General features: G+C 25.3%; 20 protein-coding genes, 1 tRNA gene and 1 other RNA gene. 11 read left to right on the top strand and 11 right to left on the bottom strand.

Going from position 1 to position 24144, the window contains the following annotated elements:
• Window positions 1-75: 75 nt before the first annotated feature.
• Window positions 76-152, bottom strand: a tRNA-Arg gene (locus F801_RS0100795).
• Window positions 153-286: 134 nt separating this feature from the next.
• On the opposite strand from F801_RS0100795, the gene F801_RS0100790 reads away from it, so the two are divergent.
• The 3 genes from F801_RS0100790 (at window position 287) to yihA (ending at window position 3106) form a co-directional block, all read left to right on the top strand.
• The gene (locus tag F801_RS0100790; protein WP_014335499.1) at window positions 287-1243 is read left to right on the top strand and encodes a phosphate acetyltransferase; all 957 of its coding nucleotides are present in this window, start codon (window positions 287-289) and stop codon (window positions 1241-1243) included.
• A complete protein-coding gene (locus tag F801_RS0100785; protein WP_015084127.1) occupies window positions 1243-2451 on the top strand; it encodes an acetate/propionate family kinase in 1209 nt (402 codons plus the stop codon). The genes F801_RS0100790 and F801_RS0100785 overlap by 1 nt, the downstream gene beginning before the upstream one ends.
• Window positions 2452-2551: 100 nt before the next feature.
• Window positions 2552-3106, top strand: coding sequence for a ribosome biogenesis GTP-binding protein YihA/YsxC (gene yihA / locus F801_RS0100780; RefSeq protein ID WP_013302132.1), 555 nt, complete (start codon window positions 2552-2554; stop codon window positions 3104-3106).
• Here the strand turns inward: yihA and F801_RS0100775 are convergent.
• The 7 genes from F801_RS0100775 to F801_RS0100745 are packed head-to-tail and all read right to left on the bottom strand — an operon-like array spanning window position 3087 to window position 8147.
• Window positions 3087-3815, bottom strand: coding sequence for a pseudouridine synthase (locus F801_RS0100775; RefSeq protein WP_020104492.1), 729 nt, complete (start codon window positions 3813-3815; stop codon window positions 3087-3089). The two genes, yihA and F801_RS0100775, sit on opposite strands and share 20 nt — an antisense overlap.
• Before the next feature lie 2 nt (window positions 3816-3817).
• Window positions 3818-4240, bottom strand: a complete 423-nt coding sequence (locus F801_RS0100770; protein WP_013302134.1) for an iron-sulfur cluster assembly scaffold protein — start codon at window positions 4238-4240, stop codon at window positions 3818-3820.
• Window positions 4233-5384, bottom strand: a complete 1152-nt coding sequence (locus tag F801_RS0100765) for a cysteine desulfurase (protein ID WP_020104491.1) — start codon at window positions 5382-5384, stop codon at window positions 4233-4235. Before F801_RS0100765 ends, F801_RS0100770 begins: the two co-directional genes overlap by 8 nt.
• Window positions 5384-6100, bottom strand: a complete 717-nt coding sequence (locus F801_RS0100760) for a TlyA family RNA methyltransferase (RefSeq protein WP_020104490.1) — start codon at window positions 6098-6100, stop codon at window positions 5384-5386. The genes F801_RS0100765 and F801_RS0100760 overlap by 1 nt, the downstream gene beginning before the upstream one ends.
• Window positions 6101-6106: 6 nt before the next feature.
• The gene (locus F801_RS0100755; RefSeq protein ID WP_013302137.1) at window positions 6107-6538 is read right to left on the bottom strand and encodes a hypothetical protein; all 432 of its coding nucleotides are present in this window, start codon (window positions 6536-6538) and stop codon (window positions 6107-6109) included.
• On the bottom strand, window positions 6489-6947 hold the full coding sequence (locus F801_RS0100750; RefSeq protein ID WP_013302138.1) for a transcription antitermination protein NusB: 459 nt from the start codon (window positions 6945-6947) through the stop codon (window positions 6489-6491). The genes F801_RS0100755 and F801_RS0100750 overlap by 50 nt, the downstream gene beginning before the upstream one ends.
• A 9-nt stretch (window positions 6948-6956) precedes the next feature.
• Entirely contained in the window at window positions 6957-8147 is a 1191-nt protein-coding gene (locus F801_RS0100745) for a phosphopentomutase (protein ID WP_020104489.1), read from the bottom strand.
• 79 nt (window positions 8148-8226) lie between these two features.
• On the opposite strand from F801_RS0100745, the gene F801_RS0100740 reads away from it, so the two are divergent.
• The 7 genes from F801_RS0100740 (at window position 8227) to F801_RS0100715 (ending at window position 13800) form a co-directional block, all read left to right on the top strand.
• Entirely contained in the window at window positions 8227-10257 is a 2031-nt protein-coding gene (locus tag F801_RS0100740) for an Mbov_0121 family peptidase domain-containing ABC transporter (RefSeq protein WP_020104488.1), read from the top strand.
• Entirely contained in the window at window positions 10241-10630 is a 390-nt protein-coding gene (locus tag F801_RS0100735) for an MAG1140 family protein (protein ID WP_014335491.1), read from the top strand. The genes F801_RS0100740 and F801_RS0100735 overlap by 17 nt, the downstream gene beginning before the upstream one ends.
• Before the next feature lie 28 nt (window positions 10631-10658).
• Window positions 10659-11111: an rRNA maturation RNase YbeY gene (gene ybeY, locus F801_RS0100730; protein WP_013302141.1), complete on the top strand. Its 453-nt coding sequence runs from the start codon at window positions 10659-10661 to the stop codon at window positions 11109-11111.
• A 3-nt stretch (window positions 11112-11114) separates the two neighbouring features.
• Window positions 11115-11501 (top strand): cytidine deaminase, encoded by a 387-nt coding sequence (cdd, locus tag F801_RS0100725; protein ID WP_013302142.1) that lies wholly within the window; start codon window positions 11115-11117, stop codon window positions 11499-11501.
• Window positions 11501-12379 carry a GTPase Era gene (era, locus tag F801_RS0100720; RefSeq protein ID WP_013302143.1) on the top strand — a complete coding sequence of 293 codons (879 nt, stop codon included), beginning with the start codon at window positions 11501-11503 and terminating at the stop codon, window positions 12377-12379. Before cdd ends, era begins: the two co-directional genes overlap by 1 nt.
• 37 nt (window positions 12380-12416) lie before the next feature.
• Window positions 12417-12788: a transfer-messenger RNA gene (ssrA, locus tag F801_RS04210) on the top strand.
• A gap of 97 nt (window positions 12789-12885) precedes the next feature.
• Window positions 12886-13800, top strand: coding sequence for a Rho termination factor N-terminal domain-containing protein (locus tag F801_RS0100715; protein ID WP_020104487.1), 915 nt, complete (start codon window positions 12886-12888; stop codon window positions 13798-13800).
• Window positions 13801-13854: 54 nt separating this feature from the next.
• Here F801_RS0100715 and rpmE read toward each other — a convergent pair whose 3' ends face one another.
• The 3 genes from rpmE to F801_RS0100695 form a co-directional block, all read right to left on the bottom strand.
• Window positions 13855-14076: a 50S ribosomal protein L31 gene (gene rpmE / locus F801_RS0100710; protein WP_013302145.1), complete on the bottom strand. Its 222-nt coding sequence runs from the start codon at window positions 14074-14076 to the stop codon at window positions 13855-13857.
• A gap of 453 nt (window positions 14077-14529) precedes the next feature.
• The gene (locus F801_RS0100700; protein ID WP_020104485.1) at window positions 14530-15135 is read right to left on the bottom strand and encodes an FMN-dependent NADH-azoreductase; all 606 of its coding nucleotides are present in this window, start codon (window positions 15133-15135) and stop codon (window positions 14530-14532) included.
• Between the two features lie 18 nt (window positions 15136-15153).
• Window positions 15154-15738, bottom strand: coding sequence for an FMN-dependent NADH-azoreductase (locus F801_RS0100695; protein WP_014335488.1), 585 nt, complete (start codon window positions 15736-15738; stop codon window positions 15154-15156).
• Between the two features lie 218 nt (window positions 15739-15956).
• On the opposite strand from F801_RS0100695, the gene F801_RS0100690 reads away from it, so the two are divergent.
• Window positions 15957-24086, top strand: a complete 8130-nt coding sequence (locus F801_RS0100690) for an FtsX-like permease family protein (protein WP_020104484.1) — start codon at window positions 15957-15959, stop codon at window positions 24084-24086.
• The last annotated feature ends 58 nt before the right edge of the window (window positions 24087-24144 follow it).

Below are 24144 nucleotides of genomic sequence, written 5' to 3'. Positions count from 1 at the left end.
TTTACATTTCCTTTTAAAAATTCACTAAATTTTGCTTAAATTTTAAATAAAATTGTAAAAAAGGCAATAAAAAAATGGCGATCACGAGAGGATTCGAACCTCTGACCACAAGCTTAGAAGGCTCGTGCTCTATCCAACTGAGCTACGCGACCACGCTCCTATATAATACCACAAAAATTAACATTTAAAAATTTATTTATTTTTATTTTATCTTGTTGAATTTTTAAACATAAAACTTTTTTAATTTATAATTTAAATTAATTTTTTACATTTTTAAAGGACAATTATGAGTTATCAAAAAGAATTAGAAAATTTAGTTTTATCAAATCAAAAATTATCAGGTGTTAAAAAAATCCTAATAATTGATGGAAAAGATCCAAGAGCTATTAAAGCGGCAAAAAATTTAAAATCTCAAGGATTAGTTCATCCAATTCTTCTTTCTGAAACACAGTTTGATTCAGAAGGTGTTGAATTAGAAGTATTATCAGAAGAAAAGATTCAATTATTTGCAAAGGAATTTTTTGAATTTAGAAAAGGAAAAGAAACAGAAGAAGGTGCATTAAAAGCAATGAAAACCCTTCCTTTTTATGCATGTATGTTATTAAGAAAAGGTTTGGTTGACGGAGTAATTGGAGGGCTTGAATTTCCTACAGCAGATATTTTAAGAGCAGCTTTTAAAGTTATCGGTCCAGTTAAAGGAATTAAAACAATTTCTTCAGTTATGATTATGCACAAAAATAATGAAAAATTTATTTTTAGTGATATATCAGTAAATATTTCTCCTAGTTCAGAACAATTAGCTGAAATAGGACATAATGCTACTTTATTTGCTAAAAATTTAGGTTTTAATCCAAATGTTGCCTTTTTATCATTTTCAACTTCAGGTTCAGGTAAAAGCTTAGAAGCAGAAGCAGTAGAAACAGCTACAAAGCTTTATAATGAAAATGCTTCAACAAAAGCTCTAGGTGAAATTCAGTTCGATGCAGCAATGGATTTAGAAATTAGAAAAGCAAAATACAAAGGTGAAATGAATTTAGATCCAGTAAATGTCTTGATTTTCCCTAATTTAAATGCAGGAAATATAGGATATAAAATTGCTCAGCGTCTAGGTGGTTTTGGAGCTATTGGACCAATTATTACAGGCATAGCAAAACCAATAAATGATTTATCTAGAGGTTCAACAGTTGAAGATATTTTCAACACAGCATTAATTACAGCACTACAAGCAGAAGGAACAAAATAATGTCAAGTAAAATTTTAGTTATCAATGCAGGATCATCTTCTATTAAATGATCTATGTTTTCTAAAGAAAATATGCAATTACACTCAAGCGGAATTGTTGAAAGAATTGGAATAGCAGGTTCATTTTTTAAAACAAAATTAGGAAATCAAAGCTGATTAAAAGATCAAGATGTAGTAGATCATAAAGAAGCAATGTCAATTTTAATTAAGATTTGATTACAAAATGCAATTATTCAAGATGTTAATGATATCGAAATTGCAGGATTTAGAGTGGTGCACGGAGGTAGTGAATTTACAGGTCCAACTGCACTTACATCTAAAGAAATTCAAATTATTGAAGATCTTTCAAAATTTGCTCCGCTACATAATCCAGGAGCTGTGCAAACCATTAAAGCAATTCAAAAAATTTTACCTAAAGTAAAAATTTCAGCTAATTTTGATACAGCATTTCACACAAGTATTCCAGCTGTAAACCACACATATCCAATTAACTCACGTTTTGCAAAAGATCATGGCATCAAAAAATATGGTTTTCACGGAATTAGTCATAAATTCATAACTAACAAAATGGAAGAAATATTTAAAAGAGACAAAGTAAATTTTGTTAATTTACACATAGGAAATGGTGCTTCATTATGTGCTATTAAAGAATCAAAATCACTTGATACTTCAATGGGTCTTACTCCTCTTGCTGGAGTTATGATGGGTACAAGAAGTGGAGATATTGATCCTTCCATTCATCAATTTGTAGTAAATGAAACAAAAATGAGTCTTAATGAATTCATAGATATGTTAAATAAAAAATCAGGTCTTTTTGGTGTTTCTGGAATTTCTTCTGATGTTAGAGACTTACTTCAAGCAAGAAAAGATGGAAATAAAGATGCTGAATTTGCACTTGAACTATATACACAAAAAATTGCTGACTACTTAGTAAATTACATTAATAAAATAGGAAAAGACATAGACGGAATTGTATTTACAGGTGGTGTTGGAGAAAATGCAGCTCTTGTTAGAAGTTTAATTTTAAGCAAGATTAATTTTCCTAAATTTAATATCGTAATCGATAAAGTAGTTAATGAAAAACCATTATCTGAATTTGCAGATGTAGAAAAAATTTCAACAGAAGAATCAGATTTAAATGTATTTGTAATTAAAACAAATGAAGAGCTCTTAATTGCACAAAACGCTTTAAAAATCTTCTCAAAATAAAGAAAAAGAAAGAAAATAAAAACCAGAAACGAAATAATTTTCTGGTTTTTATTTTTATTATTTTTATATTAACTTAAAATTTAAAAACAAAGGAAAAATTATGTGAACATTTATAAAATCAGCTGCTGATAAATTTTCTTGATTTGAACATTTAGCACAAGAAATTTGTTTAATTGGAAGGTCTAACGTTGGAAAATCTTCTTTAATTAATGCATTAGCAAATCAAAAAATAGCAAAAACTTCAAAACAACCAGGACGAACTCAGTTAATTAATTTTTTTTATAATCAACAAAAACAAGTAATTGTTGATTTACCTGGATATGGATTTGCAAAAATTTCTATTTCACAAAAATCTTTAATTTCTTCTATGTTAGAAGAATATTTCAAATCAAGAACTAATTTAAAAATAACTTTTGTACTTATTGATTCTAATGTAGGAATTACATCTTTAGATTTACAAATGCTTGATTTTCTAAAGCAACTCAAAAGAAATGTGGTAATAATAGCTACAAAAATTGATAAAATCAATCAAAGTCAAAAATATAAAATTACCAAAGCAATTCAAGAGCTAAATTATGAATGCTTTTTAGTTTCTTCTGCTAAAAAAATAGGAATTAGTCAAATAAATAATTTTATTAATCAACAGCTAAGTTAGTTTTTGCTTTTGCATTAGTTAATTTTTTTAAATACTTAATTTCTTTTGGTGTTAATTTTCGATATTGACCAAGTGATAAATTTGCAAGATTAATAGATGCAAATTGAACTCTTTTTAAATCTAAAACTTCTATTTGAAAATGATCAAAAAGTCTTTTAACATGATGATTTGAACCTTGTTTTAGTTTAACAATGTATTTATTTGTTGCTTTTTTCTTAATTATTTGTCTTGAATTAATTTCATTGTTTAATTTAATTACATTTTTATTAGCAAAATTAATTTGCTCATCACTTAAATCACCATTGGTGTGTACTAAATAAGTTCTTTCAATTTGAAATTTGGGATGTATTAGTTTATTAGCTAATTCACCATCGTTAGTTAATAAAATAATTCCTGTTGTATTAAAATCCAGACGGCCAACAGGAAACAAATATTTTTTTTTAGGAAAGAAATCTATGATTTTTTTACGATTAAAATTATCTTCTCTTGTGCAAACCACTCTTTTTGGTTTGTAAAAAGCATAATAAATATGTTCAGCTTTTTTAAGTATTTGATTATCAATTTTAATTTCATCATCAAAAGAAGCTTTTTGTCCAATTGTTGCTAGTTGATTATTAACAAAAACTCGATTTTGTAAAATCAATTTTTCAGCATTTCTTCGTGAACAATAGCCTGTTTGTGAAATTAATTTTTGAATTTTTTCTTCCATATTTAGTTTTCTTCTATTATTTTTTTAATCGCATTTTTAGCTAATTTGACACATTCAAGTCGATTTAAGTGATTTTTTGTATTAACAAAAACATTTAAATCATTTAATTTTTTGTTTATTTGTTGAGTATCTAACATTTGCTCATAATCAACAAAAAGCTGTTGAATTTGTTCAAATGTTTTATTTTTTATTTGTTTAAGTAAAATGTCGCTCGAAGCTATAAATAGTGAGCAACCCCTGGCTCTAAATTGGCCATCTTCTACAGCATTTTCCTTTATTTTTAAAGCCAAATCTAAATTATCATCACAAGAAGTGCTAAAAGAATTAATAGTTTTTCAATTTGGATTTAATTCTTGAACTTTATTTTTTGGATTAGAATAAGTTTCTAAAATTTTTTTTCTTCTGTAGTTAAAATCGTTATACAAAATCTAAAAACCCTTCGTATTTTTTTAAGTATTGTACTAATTTATCAACATCTTTTTTATCATTGTAAAGTGCTAAAGAAACTCTGACAAAAGAATCTTGATTTAATATTTGAGAAATTAATGGTGCACAAAAAGTTCCACTTCGAACATATATATCATTGTGTCCTAAATAGGAACTAATATCTTGTGCTGGTATGTTGTTAATATTAAATAAAATTATACTATCCCCTCTTTTGCTATAAATTTGTATGTTTTCAATTTGACTTAATTGATCAAAAAGATAAAAAGAAAGTTTTTTTAAATAATTTTTAATATTTGCAATCCCTATAGTTTCTATTAGATTTAGTGCATTTTCAAACTCTCAAATAGCTGATAAATTTAGTGTTCCTGCTTCAAATTTGTTTACATTATTGTAATAATTTCAATTTTGGCTATCAATAATAGTAGAAATTGTTCCTCCACCTGTTTTTATAGGTTCTAAAGTATCTAAAAGCGGTTTTTTTATAGCTAAAATTCCTAAACCTGTAGGTCCGTATAATTTATTTGTACTAAAAGCAACAACATCAAAATAATTAAAATTTACTTCTTGAGAATTAATAGCTTGAGTTGCATCATTTACTACAATAGCCTTGTTTTTTAAAGCTAAATTGTAAATTTTTGCTTGATCAAAAATTATATTTATATTATTAGTTTTTTGTGAATAAGCAATAATTTTTGTTTTTTTATTAATATCTTTTTCTAAATTATTAGATAAAACTATTTTAGCTTTTGTTGCTTTTGCTATATTAAATCAAGGAATTAAATTAGAAGTGTGATTATATTTGCTCAATAAAATTTCATCATTAGCTTTTATTTGTGATTGAATCATTAAAGCAAAGAGATTAATTGACTCAGTAGTTCCTGAAGTAAAAATAATTTCATCTGATTGGGCTTGAATTAATTTAGCGATTTTTTTGCGCACAGTTGCAATTTTTTCTTCAATAATCAAGCCTAATTTAGAATTTTTTGAATGATTATTAATGGCAAATTTTGTATAAAATTCAGCACCTGCTCTAATTACTGATAGTGGTTTTTGCACTAAAGCAGCTGAGTCAAAATATGTAATTGTTTTTAAAATAGGAAATTGTTTTTTATAAGATTTCATTATGTTTTTTTATATCAAAGAATATATTCTGTATTTTTTGATTTTTGTCCTTTAATTGGAGAAGTAATTTTATCAATAAATTTAAAATTATGTTCACTAGCTTGTGATATGCTTCGATCAATTAAAAAAGGATGAAATTGTTCTAAAACAAAACCACCTTTTTCAACGTATTTTGAAGAAGCTTCAAATTGAGGCTTTAATAATACAATCAAATCATCATTAGTTTTTAGAATATGCTCAACAACTTTATAAACTTCTTTTAAACTAATAAATGAAACATCGCAAACTACTTTATCAATTTCAACTTCAAACATTTGTTTTGAAATAGATTTTAAATTAGTTTGTTCTAGAGATTTTATTTTCGAATTTTGCCTTAATTTGTAATCTAGTTGATTTTTACCAACATCTAAAGCGTAAACTAGTTTTGCTCCATAATTTAAACTAACTTGTGAAAAACCACCTGTTGATGCACCGATATCAAGAATAACTTTATTTTCAAAATCTAGTTTAAAAGCTTCAATAGCGGCGAGCAATTTATAAGCACCACGAGAAACAAATTCTTTTTTTTGCTCAATTAGTATTTCATCGCTATCTTTAATTAAAAAACTAGGAGTGAAAACCACTTCATTATTGATTTTAACTTGTCCTGAACGAATTAAAATTTCAGCATTGGAGTAGTTTTTCTCAATTAAGTATTCTTTAATGCTTTTTTTCATAATAATTTATTTAAATTTTTTTAGTAAACTAATAACATATGAATTAAAATCAGAAGAAACATGCACCATTAAAAGTGAAAAATTATTAAAAGAATTTCTTCTTTTTGCTTCATTTTCGAAGTTATTTTTCTTGTTGTGTTTAGTGGAATAATAAATAAAGGTTGCTAAATTAGAAAGAAGCAATTTATGATTTATTTTATAAAGAGTTTGTTTGAAAAAATCAAAAATTTGTTTTTTAAAACTTTCTTCTGATTTAACTAAAACAAGATTAGATTCAAAAAGTAAAATTTCCTCTTCTGAAAGTTCTAAATCAAAAAGTTCATCTAAAAAAACAAAAGGAAATCTCTGTTTTTTGTTTCTAAAACATTTTTTATAATTTGTTCATATTTTAGTGTTCTTGAGTTGTTTTTTTATATACTTTAAGATTTTCTTGCTCATAAAATTGATTTATTTTATCCAATACTGCATTTACAAATTTATATTCTTTATCGGATTCTAAAGTGTAGTCTTTAATCATTTGAACCATTTCATTAATTACAACTTTGTTATCATTTACTAAAAGTTCAAAAGAACCTAATAATAAAATTGCACGAACTAAAGGTAAAATCCGATTCCAACTTCAATTTGAACCCAAAAAGTTGATAATTAATTTTTGAAAAATTTCATATTTTTTTTCAATTGCTTCTAAAATTTTAATTTGTTCTTTTGTTAAGTCATAGTTTTTGAATATTTCATTAGTGTTTATTTTATTGTCAAATAGTTCATAAGAATAAAGCAAACTAATAATTTCCATTCTATGAATTCTGCGTTTACTAAAAGGGTATTTTTTATTTTCTGTTTGCGTCATTTTTGCCTTTTAAGTTAATTCGTCAAAAATATCTTCACCTATATCACTTAGCTTGATTTTGAAGTTTTTTGCCACAATATTTCCAATAGTTGCAAGTGAGTCAATGTGAGTTGATAATCCCCTTTTCATATCTTTAAATTGTTTAGAAAACACTGTTAAAGGAAGCGCTTCTCTTGTGTGATTTGTTCCTGGAAATATAGGATCATTTCCATGATCTGAAGAGATTAGTAGTAAATCATCCTCTTTTAGTGCATTAATTAGTTTTGCTAATTTGATATCAAAATTATTTACATTTTCTGCATAACCGACAACATTTCTTCTGTGTCCATAACTTGAGTCAAATTCTACTAAATTTACAAAAATAAACTCATTTTTACTATCTGTAGTTGCAATATTTATAGCTACATCCATGTTTTCGTTGTCGCTAGCTGGACCATATACTTGATCGATTCCATATCCAGAAAAAATATCGTGAATTTTTCCAACACCAATTGTTTTAATATTTGCTTGCTGAAGTCTGTTCAATACAGTTTCTTGTGGTGGTCTATTAGCATAATCGTGTCTGTTAAAAGTTCTAATGAATTTTCCATCTTCTTTTACATAAGGTCTTGCAATAACTCTAGCAACATTTCACTCAGGTCTTGAAGAACAAATCCTTCTTGCTGCTTTGGCATATTTGTAAAGATTATCTAATCCCATTGTTTTTTCATTACCACAGATTTGTAGAGTTGAATCTGGTGAAGTATAAACAATAATTTTATCATCTTGTTCTTGATCACCTAATTCTTGTAAAATAACAGTTCCGCTGATGGATTTATTTCCTATTATTTTTCTACCATCGAATTCTTTTTCTAGTTCATCTAGTAATTCTCTTGGAAAACCATTGTCAAAATTAGGATTAGCAACTTTGGTCCAAATACCCATCATTTCTCAATGACCTGCAAGAGTGTCTTTGGCATTGGATTTTGCAATGATTTTACCCATATATGCTTGTGGTTCTTTGTTTTTTTTATAATGTCCTTCTAATTTTGCAATATTTGTAATTCCTAATTTTTTTCAAGTTGGAATTTCTAGTAAATTAGTTGTTGAAGCACTATATAAAGTATTTGCTCCTTCATCTTGAAATTCTTTTTGTCTACCGTCGTCACCAATTCCTAATGAATCAGTAACAATTAAAAAAATTCTATTAAATTTAAACATTTTTAATAATTACCCTTCTAAAAGTACTTAAATTTTCCCTTTTTAATAAATTGTTTATATTTTATTACAAATTAAGAAAATGAAAATAAAACAACAAACAGATATAAAAGATTGTGGGATTTCAATAATTCACTTTTTTTCTAAATATTTATATGACAAAGACTTGAAACTTAGCAAAATCAAAGAACAAGCCTTTTTTAATCAGCAAGGAATTTCAATAAAAAATCTTGAAAATTTAGCAAATCATTTTGGAATTATTTTAGATTCTTTTCATTGTAATTTAGCTACTTTGCTTGAGTTAAAAATAAACTCTCCAATTGCTATTTTGCTAAAAAATGAATATTTTAATCATTATGTTATTTTAGAAAAAATAAAAAAAGACATTTTTTATATTCAAGATCCAATAAAAGGAAGGGTTAAATTAACAAAGCAAGAATTTGAAGCAAATTTTTTAAATATTGTCATCATGGCTTCAAAAAATGCTTCATTTTCCTTTACAAAAGAAGAAAAACAGCAATGAAATAGTATTTTTTATTTTTTAAATGATCGAAATAATTGAGCTGTTTTATTTTTGATTTTTATTTCTGCAATTTTAAATTTTATTTCGATTTTTTATCTTAAAACTATTATTGATAAAGTTTTACCTTATAAACAAGTTGATATGTTGTATAAAGTAGTTTTATTTTTTCTTTGGATTTTTATTTGAAAGTTTGTTCAAGATATTATCAAGCAAATTTATATTAAAAAATTACAAATTAAAAAAGAACAATATTTATTTGACAAATTCTTAATTGCTTTAAATAAGGGGATAAATCAACAAATTTATAAATTAGATGCAGCAGATTACTTGAAAAGAATCAATTTTATTCCTACTTTTGCTTCATTTTCTTCACATTTTTACTTTAACATATTCAATGAACTTGTTACTTTTTTACTTTCATTTTTTATTTTGTTATGAATTAGCTGACAATTATTTCTTATTATTTTAGCCATAAGTATTGTATTTTTATTTATCTCTTTTGTTTTTAAAAAATTAATTTCTAAACAAATTAACTTTTTATATGAAACCAATACAGAATCAATTAGTGCTGTAAATGATTTTATTTTTTCTTTGAAGAATCTAAAAAATAATGATTTGTACAAAATGCTTAAAAATAAGTTTGACAATTCTTATTTTAGCTTTAAAAATAAAGAGTTCTCAATTTGAAAACTTAAATTTTCTTTAAGTCAGTTACAAAACTTTTTTCTTGTAATTACACCGATTTTTTTAGTTTATATCACATCTTTTTGAATTTTTGACAATACACTTTCACTTGGTACTTTATTAATTTTTATTTCTTTTTTTAGTTTTTTTATTAATCCTCTAAATTCTATTTCAGAAATGCTTGCTGTTTATCCTTCAATTTCCAAGGAAATAGATGCAATAAATTTCATTTTAAATGTTGAAAGAGAAAAAATTGGTGAAAAGCTTCAAGAAATTAAAAAAATTGAATTTAAACAACTCTCATGTAATTTCATAATTTACAAAAAAATTTTTAGTATAAAAAACCTAATAATTGATAAAAATTTAATTCTTGAAGGGAGAAATGGAGCAGGAAAGTCTTCTTTATTAAGAATTTTAAACTTAGATCAAGATTATAAAGGAGATTTTTTTGTCAATGATTTAAATGTTAATTTTTACAATAAAGAATTTTTAAGAGAGCAAATTTTATATATTAAAAATGAAAATTATTTCCCAAAAACTGATATTTTTTCTTACATTACTTATGCAGAAAAGAAAAAGGTTGAAACTTTTTTAAATAATATTCAAAATTATGATTTGCAACCATTACTTGAACAATGAGACATTAAACTAGATGATATTTTATACGATAATGCAAAAAAATTTTCAAGTGGTCAAAAACAAATAATTAACTGCTTACAACTTTTAACAAAGAATTTTGACTTGATTTTACTAGATGAAGCATTTGAAAATATTTCTCAAGAAAATTTTAAAATCCTAAAAAAAATCATAAAAGATTTTCAAAAAGACGCGATTTTTATTGAAGTATCACATTCAAAACGATATTTATTTTCTGATTCAAGGGTGATAAATGTTGAAACTTTATAAGTTTAGTAAATGATATTGATTCATTTTTATTGCGCTGTTGTTGATTTCTTTAGTTATCTTTTTATATTATTTTTATTGACTTAAATTTCATAATAAAGTAGCTATCAAAATAGAAGTTGACGACTATAAAAAGCTTTCTTTTACTATAAATTCTGATCTTTTATACAAAATAAAAAAAGATGCATATGTTATTTTAAGTTATAAAAAACAAGACTTTTATTTAAAAATCAAACAAATTAATAATATTTCTAATGATATTTTTCAAGTAAATTTATTTTTTAGTTCTAAATTGAATTTTCTCAAACCAAAGACTAGTTACAATGCATTTTTAGTTTTAAAAGAAGTTAATAATTTTGTTTATCTCTTTTCTTAGTTTTCTTTTGTTATAATTTTAAAAAAATATGAAAAGTCAAATAAATTTTTTAAATACAACAAAATATAGATTTAGATATCTTAAGATGTTTAATTTAATATTAAATATTATAGAAAAAGAAGAAAAGTTTCAAAAACCTTTATCACTAGATTTCACTCTAATTGATGATGAACAAATGCGAAAATACTATTTTCAATACAAAGGAAAAGACAGAACTACTGATATTTTATCTTTTCCTTTTGTTAATAGCTTTTCTACTTCATTTATGAAGGAAAAATTTCTTGGTGAAATTCTAATTTCTTATCAAAAAATACAACAACAAGCTAAAGAATACGGACATTCAGTTACAAGAGAATTTTGCTATTTATTTACACATGGTGTTTATCATTTATTAGGTTATGATCACATTAGTTTAGAAGAAGAAAAACAAATGAACAAAAAAGTTGATAAAATTATGAAATTGCTTCAAATAGAAAGATAAATTATGTTTCAAGAATTAGAAAAATTATTAAAAATTACTTATAGTCCATATTCAAAATTTCCTGTTGCTGCTGTAATTAAAGATGCAAAAGGTAATATCTGAAAAGGAGTAAATGTTGAAAATGCAGCTTATCCATCAGGTCTATGTGCTGAAAGAAATGCTTTATTTTCTTCAATAACATATGGATTTATTCCTGGAAAAATTCAAGAAATTCATATCTTAGCAAACACAAAAGAATTTATTAAACCTTGTGCTGCTTGTTTACAAGTTATGATTGAATTAATGGAATATGATGCTGATGTTTATTTATACAGTATCACAGGTGCTGTAGAAAAAAGAAAGTTAGTAGAATTTTTACCTTTAGCATTTAGAAAAGAGTTCTTAAATTAATGAAAACTTGCTTTGTTTCTATTATTGGATTACCAAATAGTGGAAAATCAACAATGTTAAATACCATTTTAGATTATGATCTTTCAATTGTTAGTTACAAACCACAAACTACTAGGGATCAAATTAATGGAATTTATTCTGAAGATGATTTTCAAATAGTTTTTGTGGATACACCCGGATTTCAAAGCGAAAATTCTTTATTTTCCAAGGTTTTAAACAAAAATGCTATTTCTTCACTTGAAGATATAGATCTTGCTTTGTTTTTACACCCTGTTAATAGAAAACTGGATCAAACCAGTATTGAATTAGCTAAAAAAGTTTTAAAACTCAAAAATAAAATTGCAATTTTAACCAAGATAGATTTAGAAGAAGATAATCAAATTCTTGCACAAAAAGCAAACGAACTTAAACAACTCGGATTTGAATTAGTTCTTGGTTTTTCAGAAAAATATCAAGTTAGCAAACAAGATTTACTTGAAGAAATCAAAAAATATTTATATGATAGTGAAAATTATTTTGATGCTGATTTTTTAACAGATAGACCAATGAGGTTTTTAGCTAAAGAAATTATTCGTAAACACTTATTATTAAATATTGAAGAAGAAATTCCTCATCAAGTTGCAATAATTATCAATGATTTTATAGAAAACTATCAAGAAAAAGAACAAATTTATATCAGTGCAATGATATATGTTGCTAAAAAATCTCACATTCCAATAGTAGTAGGACAAAATGGTCGTATGCTTGAAAAAATAGGCAAAGCTTCAAGAATTGAACTCGAAGAAAAGTTAGGTCAAAAAGTTATTTTAATTAACAAAGTCAAAGAATCCCAAAATTGATTAAAAGATGCGAAATTAATCAAAAAAATGGGTTATTAATTTAGAAAAAAAGTGTTATAATTAAGAACATAAAAATGGGGGTGTACTGGCTTCGACATACATAAAAGGATATAAATTGCAGTGGTCTTGTAAACCATAAGACAATTTCTTTACTAAGCGGAAAAGAAAACAAAAAAGAAGATTATTCATTATTAATGAATGCTTCAACTCAATCAAATCTAGCTTTTGCATTTTAAAAAACTAGTAGACCAATTTGCTTCTCACGAATTGTAATCTTTATATTAGAGAATAGTTAAAAATCTGATCACTTTTTAATGAATTTATAGATCACAGGCTTTTTTAATCTTTTTGTTATTTTAGATAAAGAGTCTTCTTAAAAATAACTAAACTGTAGTAATTTATATTTAATTATGCGTGGACCCGGGTTCAACTCCCGGCATCTCCACCATTTTTTATTTTCTGAAAAAATTGGCATTTTATAGTATAATATGCCAAGTGTTAGAAATTAATTTTTTTAGCCAAAAGAATAAACAAATAAGGAAACAATGATACCTAACTTTAATTTTAATTTTCAACAAGAAAAATTACCAACTGTAAAAGAATTATGAGATAGTAAATCAGAAGGTTATAAAAAATGAATCTTTTATTTTTTAGGTGCAATAATTTTTCTTTTTTTATTGAACATAATTTTAGTGATTTTATTAGGAATTGCTTCTGCTAACAACAGGTTGTCTATATTGCCTGCTGAAGCAAATGTCAACTCTGCAAACAACACCAATAGTAATCAAAATTCAGACATTATAGCTCTTCCTGTAATTTCACTGTTTTTTATATTTATATCCTTGGTTTATTTTTTAGTCTCAATAGTTCATTCGTTTAAAGCGAAAACTTTCATTAGACTTGGTGCTACCACAGGTGCGTGAATTATTATCTCAGATGTTTTATTTGTAATTTTATTTATTAGAGTTTTAACACAAATTGTACAAAACTCACAGCAGCTATTTACTGATAGCAATTTTGAAGTTTCATTAATTTTTGTATTTTTAATTATTACTATAATTTGAACTTCATTTACATATGCTTTCTTGTTTAGAAAAATTAATTTCATTAGATATGAATTTATTAATTCATTTAATAATGAAGCATTTCAAGAACAAATGAAAGCAATGCAAAATAATCCAGAAAATTTTGCAAACATCTTTGATTTATTCAATAAACAAAATAATGCATCTAATAATCCATTTGTAAATCCTCAAGGTATGAATCCAAATGGACAACCAAAATCAACTGCAACTCACCAATCAGAAAATTCAAAAGAAGCTGAAGCAAGAAAGAAAGTCGAAAACTTATCTATTGATGATTTATATAGTCTAGCTGAAAAATTAGAAATTTCTAGTTATAAAACAATGCCAACTAAAGAATTGATGGAGACCATAATAAAAATTTTGGCTTCAAATTAGCATATAATAAAAAATGCACCTGAGGGTGCATTTTTTATTACAAATAATACGATATTATTTTTTTTGTAATTCTTTTGATTTATTCAATCTGCGATTGAATTGATCTACTCTACCAGTTGCTCTAACTAATGAACGATCGCCAGTAAAGAATGGATGACAACTTGAACAAACATCAACTGAAAATTTTTCTACTGTTGTTCTAAATGAATATTGAGTATTACATGTAGAACAAGACAATTTTAGTTCTTGAGTTTTTGGGTGTATATCTTTTTTCATAATACCTTTCACATAAAAAGAATGCTTTTTATATTTTAAAATTAATTAGTTTTTAAATTTTAATATATTTTTTAAAAAAAACAAATTAATGTTTACTTTTTCTTTAGATTTGAAGCTTTTATAAAATTATAATTTACTATTTAGTTTTTCTAACTACATTTGAATTGTTTTTATTTTAGATAAAGTCTTATTAGTTTTTATGAATTTATAAACAATGATAACAAAAAATAAGATTTTATAACAACGTTATCAACACAGCTAGATTTTAAAAGATTTTTATGTTGTAAAGTGAATTATTTACATTATTATTGAATTAAGAAATTTATTTTTTATTTTTAAAATATTTAATTTTTTTAATGTTTTTTATAAAATAAATTACAAGTGAATATTGAAATTTTGGAAAAAACACAAACAAAAAACCTTCTTTTCTGAAGGTTTTTCAAATTATAGATATTAAAAATTTTCAGCTGCTTGTTTTATTTCTTCTTCAAATTGTTTTAAATACTCAGCAATGCTTAATTGATTGTTTGGAGCTACTTTTGTACCTGCTAAAACAATTGGTTTGTTATGAATATGCATACCTAAAAATGCAAATGTTTCTCTTAGTGAATTAGCTAAATTTCCTCAAGGATATCAATCTTTTGGAGCACCTTGTGCAAGTAAAAATTGAACATTTTTCACATTTGAAAGTAAACCTGAATATGAATCTGATGCTTTATCATACACAAAAGTTTTATTATTTACAGATATTGCATCAATAAAGTTTTTAGCTGGCGCTGAATAGTGGAAATTAGTCATTGAAGTAGAAAAGACAACTTTGTCTGCCCATTTAAGTAAGTCAATTCACTTATCTGAGTCTGCTTCTTGCCAGAATTTAAATTCTTTTAAATTTTCTCCAGTTAAAGGAGTAAGACCAACTTTTTCTTTATTTAAGTCAAAGAATTTAAAAGTATCATGTGGGTGTTTTTCTTTATAAAATTCAATAAATTTGTCATTAAGGGCTGAAGAATAAGAACCCTTTTTTTCATTTACAGATGCTTTAATAACTAAAATATTCATTATATTTCCTCCTTTATTTTAAAAAGTAAGTGCAGCTTTTTTAAGTTGATCTTCAACTGATTTTAGAGCTTGATCTTTTGATGCAAAATTTTTAGCTGAGAAAAGTGTAATTGTAGGTTGTACGTTTTTTGCCCCTAAAAATTTTCAAGTTCCTGCAATTGTATCTTGCATTTTGTTTAATATTTTTACTCTTTCAGAAAAACCTTGTGATGCTAGAATTTGGACATTTTGAATGTTGTCTAATAATCCAATTGCTTCACCTTTTTTAGAATATTTATATGAAAATGTTTTATCTGCTAAGCAAATTGTGTCAAAAAAGTTTTTTGCATTTGCTGAGTAGTGGATATTAATAACCGGAGCACTAAAGACAATTTTATCAACTGTTTTTAGTTCTTTAATGTATTTATCTGCTTCTACATCTTTTCAAAAAGTTGCAAAGTTTTCGGAGTTTAGTGAAATTTTTCCAATTTTTGTTTTATTGATATCTCATTCTATAACTTCAACATCAGGGTGATTTTCTTTATAAAATTCAATAAATTTATGTGACATTAATTTAGTAGTGGAGTTTTCAGTTAGTGCTGTTTCGATTAATAAAATTTTCATAATATTATTGTCTCCTTTTGTAGTGTATATTTTAAGTATGACACAAAAAAATTTTTATAAAAATATTTTGTAAAATTTATTATTTTTTGAAGCTAAATTAGCACAACATAGCTCATTGTTTACTTAAATCTGCTTTTAAAAATAGGCTAAATTTTATTTTGTTATATAATTTTAAAATAATTTATCAAGATAATGACAAATATAGATGGAGATGAATTATGAAAAAGATTTTTAAACACATTTGAAATTCATTGTCTAAAAATAAAGTTATTTTAATTGGTATTTCGATTTTAGTATTTCTAACAACAGGGATTTTTACCCTGCTTTTTACAATTAATAAATCATATCAATCTAAAATAAACGATTACAGACAAGTTTCAGGGATTCAAGATGCAACAGTTGATTTGGATCTTAACTTCTTCGGAAATGCAAAAGATAATGGTTTTGATACTGAAAAAGATGATGTTTACAAAGTATATAATTCACCAGCTACTGAAGTTAATAAATTTGTTATTGGACAAAGTTATGTAAAGTTAGCGGATTTAATAGGATCTAATAAAAAAGATTCTAATTTTTATATTTCCTCTGCAAGATTGTTGCAAGAATACAAATTGTTTCAAAATAATAAAGATTTTGCAACTAATTTTTTCTTTAACATAGATTCTGATAAAAAAACTTTCAGAGTTTCTAACTTAAAAACAGATAATGAATATTTTCTTAAATATACTCAAAACAACAATGATTTTCAACCTGTTAAAAAAACTTATAAAGTAACTGATCCAAATCATGTTTTTAAATTGGATCGTGATTATTTAATTAATGAAATAATTCTTTTTGATCAAAATTCTAATCCGAAGCAAAACATTATAAGTGTTTCTAATTTGTATTTGAATTTAATTACAAATGAAGCAAGTTTTGACGCAGCTAAAATTTTAGAATGAAAAAAACTTAATATTGCTTATGAAGTTCCGCAAAGCGAAGTATTAAAATTACTTTCATTAAAGAAAGAAAATGAACAAAAAATCCCTGATTTTGCTTCAAAATCAAACAAAAAAATATTAGATATTAATGATTTAGCTCAAGCTAAAACATATTCAACTTCAAATTATTCTGAACCTTATAAATATTATTCATATAACGACAAATTAAAAATAAATCACGATACTATTGTTCAATTAGATTCTTATAATAATGTAGAGTTGTCTTCTTATGATTATTTTATTTTTCCTAAAAGAGAAGACTTTAACTTAAAACCTGAATGATTTTACACAACTAAAATTGAAGTTAGTTATGTAAATCACAAATGAAAATTAAAAGATATTAATAAAAACAATTTCTCAGGAGCTTTTTTATCATATCTAGAAGATTTACAAAAACAACCACTTGAATTTAGTAAAATTGAAAATCTTAATTATTGAGAAAAAGTAACTACAACAACTGTAAATGGCAAAAAATTAGAATTTAAATCTAAATTAATTCCACAAGATTTAACAGTTTTAATCCAAAAAGGACAAGACAAACCAACTTCCATTGCAGAAATTGAACATTTAGGAAATGAAAATAACATCAGACTCTTAAGTGAACAAGAAATTTCTGAACTTTCAAATCCAAATGTAAGAGATTTAGCTTTTTTAAAAATTAAATCTAATGTTGAAATTTTTTCTAAACAATTTATTTTGAATTATCTTAAAACATACAAACAAAAAATAGAAAATCAAGAAAAAAATGTAGTAACAGGTATTGGTCAAAGAGAATACCTAACTACTAATTTTTCTACTACAGATCCTGTAACTAAAAAGCAAAAAAACCAAGTTGCACAATTCATTAACGCTGGTATTTCACCAAATTTTTTCTCAGAAAATCAAAGACAAGATGTAGGTAGATTATTCGAAGAATACAAAAATTTCACAGAACACAAAACTTCGAGATTGTATCTTCCAAAAGATAATTTATTAACTTCTACTTCAGTAATTGAGCCATTTTATGTAGCTTCAATTATTTCTACAATTTTTCAAGGTAATGCAGTAGATAAAAACTACATTGATGTAGATACAACTTTTGAAGATGTTAAATTCTTAAACAAAGATTTAGTAGATGGTGTTCATCCTCAAACTAAGATTGTAAGATTGCAAAAAGTCTTTAGTAATGAACAAACAAATAAAGAATATGGATCAATAAGTTTAGGTGGTAATACTTTTGGAGTTGTAACTAAATTAAACACAGAACATACTTGAGTTTTTGATCCAGATTTAACTTTTGATTCTTTGGTTAAATTTAGTAAATATCTTGAAGATAATAATTTAACATTAAAAGGAAAAATTGGTCCAAATGGTTGATTAAAAATTCATCCAAGGTTTTCCAACAGCTACAATGTTCCTCTAATTTTATACGCACCTTCTAGTGCTGTGATCAACGAATTACAAGCAACTAGAACTGCAAATATTTTATTTAATCAACTAAAAGATGTTTTTGCAACTTCAGAACTAATTGAAAAAAACTTTTTAATTAAATCTGATGTTGATGCCATTATTGACTCATTTATTAGTGCTTTTGAGCAAACAGGTTTATTCCAATTATTTTTAGGAACTAACTCAAATCCTGATTTATTTTCTAAATTTATAGTTTATTCTTTATCTAATGCAACAACTAATGTTAGACCAACAATAATTAATGATCTTTTAGGTTCAATGATTGATAAGTTTATTGATATATTAGAACATCAACCAGTTGATAAAAGAAGTGAATATGTTATTCAACAAATTTACAATCTACAACCAATTTTTAAAAATCTAGGATTGAACTCATTTTCTGAATTTCTTGACTCAGTGCAACCTAAACAACTAGAAACTTTAATATTAGATCCAATTGAAATTTTAAAAGGATTAAAAACAATAGTTTATTCTTTTGATTTTGATACTGCGTTTAGAGAAATGCGTAAATGATACGAAGAAAATTCCAACAAATTAGATTCTGATGGATTCTACAAAACTGTAGGAATTGCTAATATCATAAATCCAATTTTAAAATCAGTTGATACTGAATTTTTAAAAAAAGGTTTAAGCCAAATTGTTTCCCAAATTAATTTTGAAGCTATTTTTTCAACAGATACAGATATAGAAACAGAAACAGGTCTTTATAAAGGAATTTTAGTAAATAAAATAATTAAAAATTTTTCTCAAGAGCTTCAACCAGTTATTTTAAATATTTTTAAAAAATTAAACGGAGCTGGTCCTAATCAAGCACCATATTCAAATATTACTCAAGGATTGGTAGAATTTTTTAACTTTTTTGATTTAAAAGAATTTACTAAAAATTTAGAAAAAACTACTTATTCATTTAAAACTGATATAGATCTTTACTCAGCTGAGTCTAAAAAAATGGAAACTAAGCATTTTAAATCAGATTCATTAAAACTTTCTGATGTAATTGCTTCTTTTGTGCTCACACTTGCTAAAGATAAACAATCACAAAACCAACTAATTGAGATTTTAATAAAAGCATTTAATTTATCAGGTGCTACTACAATTACTTATGGGATTAATTCACCAGCAAATGATGATAAAAAATTAACCTTAGATGAAATACAATCACTTTCTGACATTGTTTCACTGAACCGTCCTGCGTATGTTAAAACTACTTCTAAAGTCTTAATTAATAAAATTGAACAAGTTTTAGATATTAATAAGTTGAACAATGCACTTTCAAAACATAATCTTAACAATAATGTTCAATTAGATGCTAACAATTTTACTTTATCTAATAAAGCATTTGATATAGATTCATTGTCTTTAACAACACCACTTAAAGATTTTTTAGTAAATTATTTTGATATTAAAAAACTTGATAATACAAATTTAATCAATGTTTATTTAAGACTAAAAAGCATTGCTAAAATTTATTCATTACTAGAAATTTCAGCATATACAAAAACTGATGATAACAAATTAGTTAATATTAATAATTCAAAACATCCATTGATTTCTTGAAACTTGTATCAAAAAAGTTTAACAGATCCAAATTTAAAATCAAAAATTAATCCTGAAGATGTTGGAGTTTATTTAAAATATCTTAACTCAATAGGAGATGTTGTTTACGATACAGCTTCATCAGTTGATAGTTATGAAAAATACACTAATAGCAAATTTAATGCCGAACAAAGTTCAAAATACCTTTTTGTTTCAACTATTTACAAACAAGCACTTGCAAGTTCGATTTTAACTCCATTTGAAAAAGATCCAGATTCTTTAGTCAAAGAAGGATTAAGTAATTTTGGCTTTTGAATTAGAATGATCACAGAAAATCCACAATTAAGTAATGAAGAACTAAAACAAGCTTTTAAAATCCTATATGATCTTGCTTTGGATAAAAACAGCTTTCTTTATAAAGATTCTTCAATTGCTTCATTTGATTTAGACGCTAATGTTGAAAATGTATCAACAAGAGGTTTAATAATAGGGCAAATGAGTCAACTCTGAAAAGGAATTTTACAACCATTTAATGTTAGTTTTGAACTTTTCAAAGAAGATAAAGATAAATTTGCTTCTGAAGGTCTTAGAAAGCTTTTTGCTTCAAATCTGTTCAAAAAAGAAGACAAATTCCACAACTCACTAGCAAAATGAATTATTAATAATAAATTTGCCTTTGTGGAAAACCTTGCACTTATTGGTTATTCAAAATCTGAATCATTATTATTAAAAGCACATTATAAAAATGTTGATTATGTTGTAAATGATATATTGCTTAAAAACAATGATTTAAATTACTTTGACAAACAAGTTTTAAACAAACTTTATCACCAAGCAACTACAAGCAATCTTAGTCAATATCTAAGAGGTCTTAATTTAGGTCTTTTAGTTATTAATCCATATTTTAGATCTAGATTTCCGCAAGCTTCTTTATGATTTGCAACTAATACAAAACAAGTTTATGAACAAATTAATTCAGAAGGAACAAAAGCTAATTCAAACCTAGCTTGAGTACTAAGAAACTCTTTACCAAAATACTACTTTTTTAAAGATAAATATCCAAATGACTACATTTCTAAAGTAAGTCAAATGTTTTCACCTACAAATACATTTGTAGGTGATAATCAAAAACCATTGGTGGATTTTAATTCTTCACAAGTAAAAGGTGTTTCTTTAGATTATTCATATATTAATTGAGTGTCCAACAAAGTTTTAATCAGCGCGGATCAAAAACCAGTTGAATTTTTTGAACTTAATTTTAAAAACTTTTTCGATAGATTAGTTAGCAATCTTTTTGTAATTAGAGATTTTGTTAACTTAGTTGTAGCTTATGATAATCGTTCTTTTGTTGCTAAAGTAAATCAGTCATATCTTGATGCAAATCACAAAGCAATTTATGACAAAGCGCTTCCTACTTCAACAGCAAAAATACAAGAATTAATAAAAACATTGGATCAAAAATACATTCTTGATATCAATGGATTGCAATTTATTATTGTAGGAACTGATTCAACTGGTGATTATCTTTATCCTTTATTAGATGAAAATAATCTTCAAATTGATGCACAAAATCAAGCGCTTGTTTTTGTTAATAAATACGGTTTTGATAAAGTAAGAGAATCCAATCGCTCTAGTGTAGTTAAAAAATCATTATTAGTCAAACTAGATCCACAAACTAATATGGAGCAATTCAAAGCAGATACAAATAAATTTTTATCACAAAACTTTTCACAAACTGATATTAAAAAAACTTATTCTATTAACGATTTTGACTTCTTAAATCCAGAAAGATCTCTAAGATTGTCAACGGCTTTAGGTTTTGTTAATAATTTATCTAATATTAACTTATATTTAACCTTTTTCTTATCTGTTTTAGTTTTATTTGCTGTTGTTTTCATTGTTAAAAAATATGTAAATAATAACCACAAAGTTTTAGGAATTTTAAGAGCACAGGGTTATTCATTGTTCGAAATTGCTACTTCATTTACTTCAATTTCTATAGCAACTTCGATTATTGGTGGCTTGTTTGGTTATGTTCTTGGTATTGCGTTACGAAAACCAATGCTTAATCTTTTACAGCAATTTTGAGAATTTAATACTGATTTTACTTTCTTTGAACCTATTTCGTTTGTTATTTCGTTATTTATTCCTTTTGTTTTATTAACAATTACAATTTATATTTCAGTTGTTTGAATACTAAGGCGTAAACCAAATCAATTATTATCCGGTATTACAGAACTTAATACTTCCAAATTTGCAATTTTCTTATCTAGAAAACTCAGAAACAAAAATATTACAACTAAATTTTCTTTTTCATTAATTATTAACTCATTTTGAAAACTCTTTTCACTAATGATTTCAGTTGTTTTAGTTTCTTTTGTGTTGATTTTTGCTTTGTCATCAAGAAATATTTTCCAAAATTCAGTTCAAAACACTTGAAAAAATAGATTTTATAACTTTAGAATCAATTTATTTACTCCATCAAAAGAAGGTGGGCCAATTGTTCCTTATGAATTAGCTCATTTAGATAATCAACTATATGTGCCTGAAGGATTTGAAGGAGAAGTTGATCTAGAAGATACCAAATACTTCCAACCAGGACATGCGCTGATCAAAGGTTCACACAAAGCAAATGGAGAAACTATTCCATACGCTCCACAAGTTCTAACTCGTTCTTCATTAAATATAAAAAGTAGTTCACAAAATAATGGAACCATTTTTGATATCGTTGTTAATAACCTTCCAGAATCTTTAAAAAACAATATTCTCACTATTTCAGGTAAAGCCTTTACTTCGCTTGAAAAAACCCAGGATTTAAAAACTGAAATCCGAAATGGTGCAGAATTTACCTACAAAGGAAAAGCTCCAAATTACGAACCTTACTTTAAATACATTGAAGACAAAGACAATCCTAAAGCATCGCGTTTTTGATATTTTGTTTACAATCCACAAGAACAAGCATATGACTCAGAAGAAGTTACACTAAAAAGTAAATCACGTGATGAATATCGTAAGTTTTTAATTGAAGGATATAAAAAAATTGATCGTGATTTTAGTATTTCATTTGGTGGAATTTTATTTAACCCACAAAAAGATGAATTATTCTCTTACATAGATACTGAATTTAAATCTGAATCAGGGTTAAAAATTTACGGTTATGATAAAGATTCTAAATTTGTCAAAATCGAAAACAACAAAGGCGAAAATGTTTTAAATATACTTGAAAACTACGAAAAACAATCAACAAATTCCAATGTTTATCCTTTAGCTGCAAACTGAGTATTTTTACAAAAACACCATCTAAAAGTAGGTTCTGAAATTGAATTACCAATTTTTAACACAATTACTCGTTATCAAGATAAATTCAATAACAAACCAACAAAAACAGCTAAATTCAAAATTGTTGCTATTTCTAATACTTTTATTAACTCAGAATTAATTTCAACTCGTGATGTTGTTAATAAATTAACACAAATGGATGAGTTTAATCCAATACTTAAAAACTTTGGTTTTAAAGCCTTTAATGGATTAATGTCAACAAACAAACAACCAGAGCAAATTACTTCTTCTATTGGTCTTTATTCTCCTTCTGGTTACTGAGCAGGAACAGATTCAATTGATGTAAATGGAATTTCGAACGAAATAGCAGCTAGATTCTTTAGAGAAATTTTTGCTTATTCAGATAATGCAAGTGATACAACTACTAAACAAGGTCTTTTACAAAAACAAGGATTTACAAAAGATGATCTTTATCGTTTAATTTACCAAAATCAAGATTCTAAAGATGCTCTAAAAGAAAAAATTAGTTTAAACTTTAAACAATTAGAAGATGAAGAATATTTTGATAAATACAATATAGTAATAAGAAATGGATTAAAAAACTTTAATAGTTTATTCAGTGATAACTTATATCAAATTGAAACCCAAGCAATTTCAGCAAAAGATATTGAAACTAACTTCATTAATAACTTTGCTTCATTATTTAGCTCAGCCACTTCAATGATTGTAGTAATTTTCTTAATCGTATCGGTAATTATTTTAGTAGTTATGGCTTCAACGATTATTGCTGAAAACGAAAAAAACATAGCTATTTTATCTGTTTTAGGTTATTCAACATTGCAAAAAGTAAAACTGTTTTTCACAGTATATATACCAATTGTCTTGATCGGATTTTTAGTTTCAATCCCACTTGTTTATGCCTTTATTAGTTTATTTAACAACTACATTATTTCTACTAGCTCCATTGTATTAGCAATTAGTTTTTCAGCGTTGAATCTCTTTATTACCTTAGCAATTATCTTAGTTGTTTTTGCAATCACACTCACTTTTGCTTGATGATTACTCAATCGTAAAAAATCAGTTTATATTCTAAAAGAAGAATAAACTACTTATTTATCTTGTAGCTACAAACATCAAAGCAAAAAAATAAAACCAAGGTAAA

This window comes from Mesomycoplasma hyorhinis ATCC 17981 (genome assembly GCF_000383515.1).
In the GTDB taxonomy this organism is placed as follows: domain Bacteria; phylum Bacillota_I; class Bacilli_A; order Mycoplasmatales; family Metamycoplasmataceae; genus Mesomycoplasma; species Mesomycoplasma hyorhinis.
This window is presented reverse-complemented; position numbering and strand designations above follow the sequence as displayed.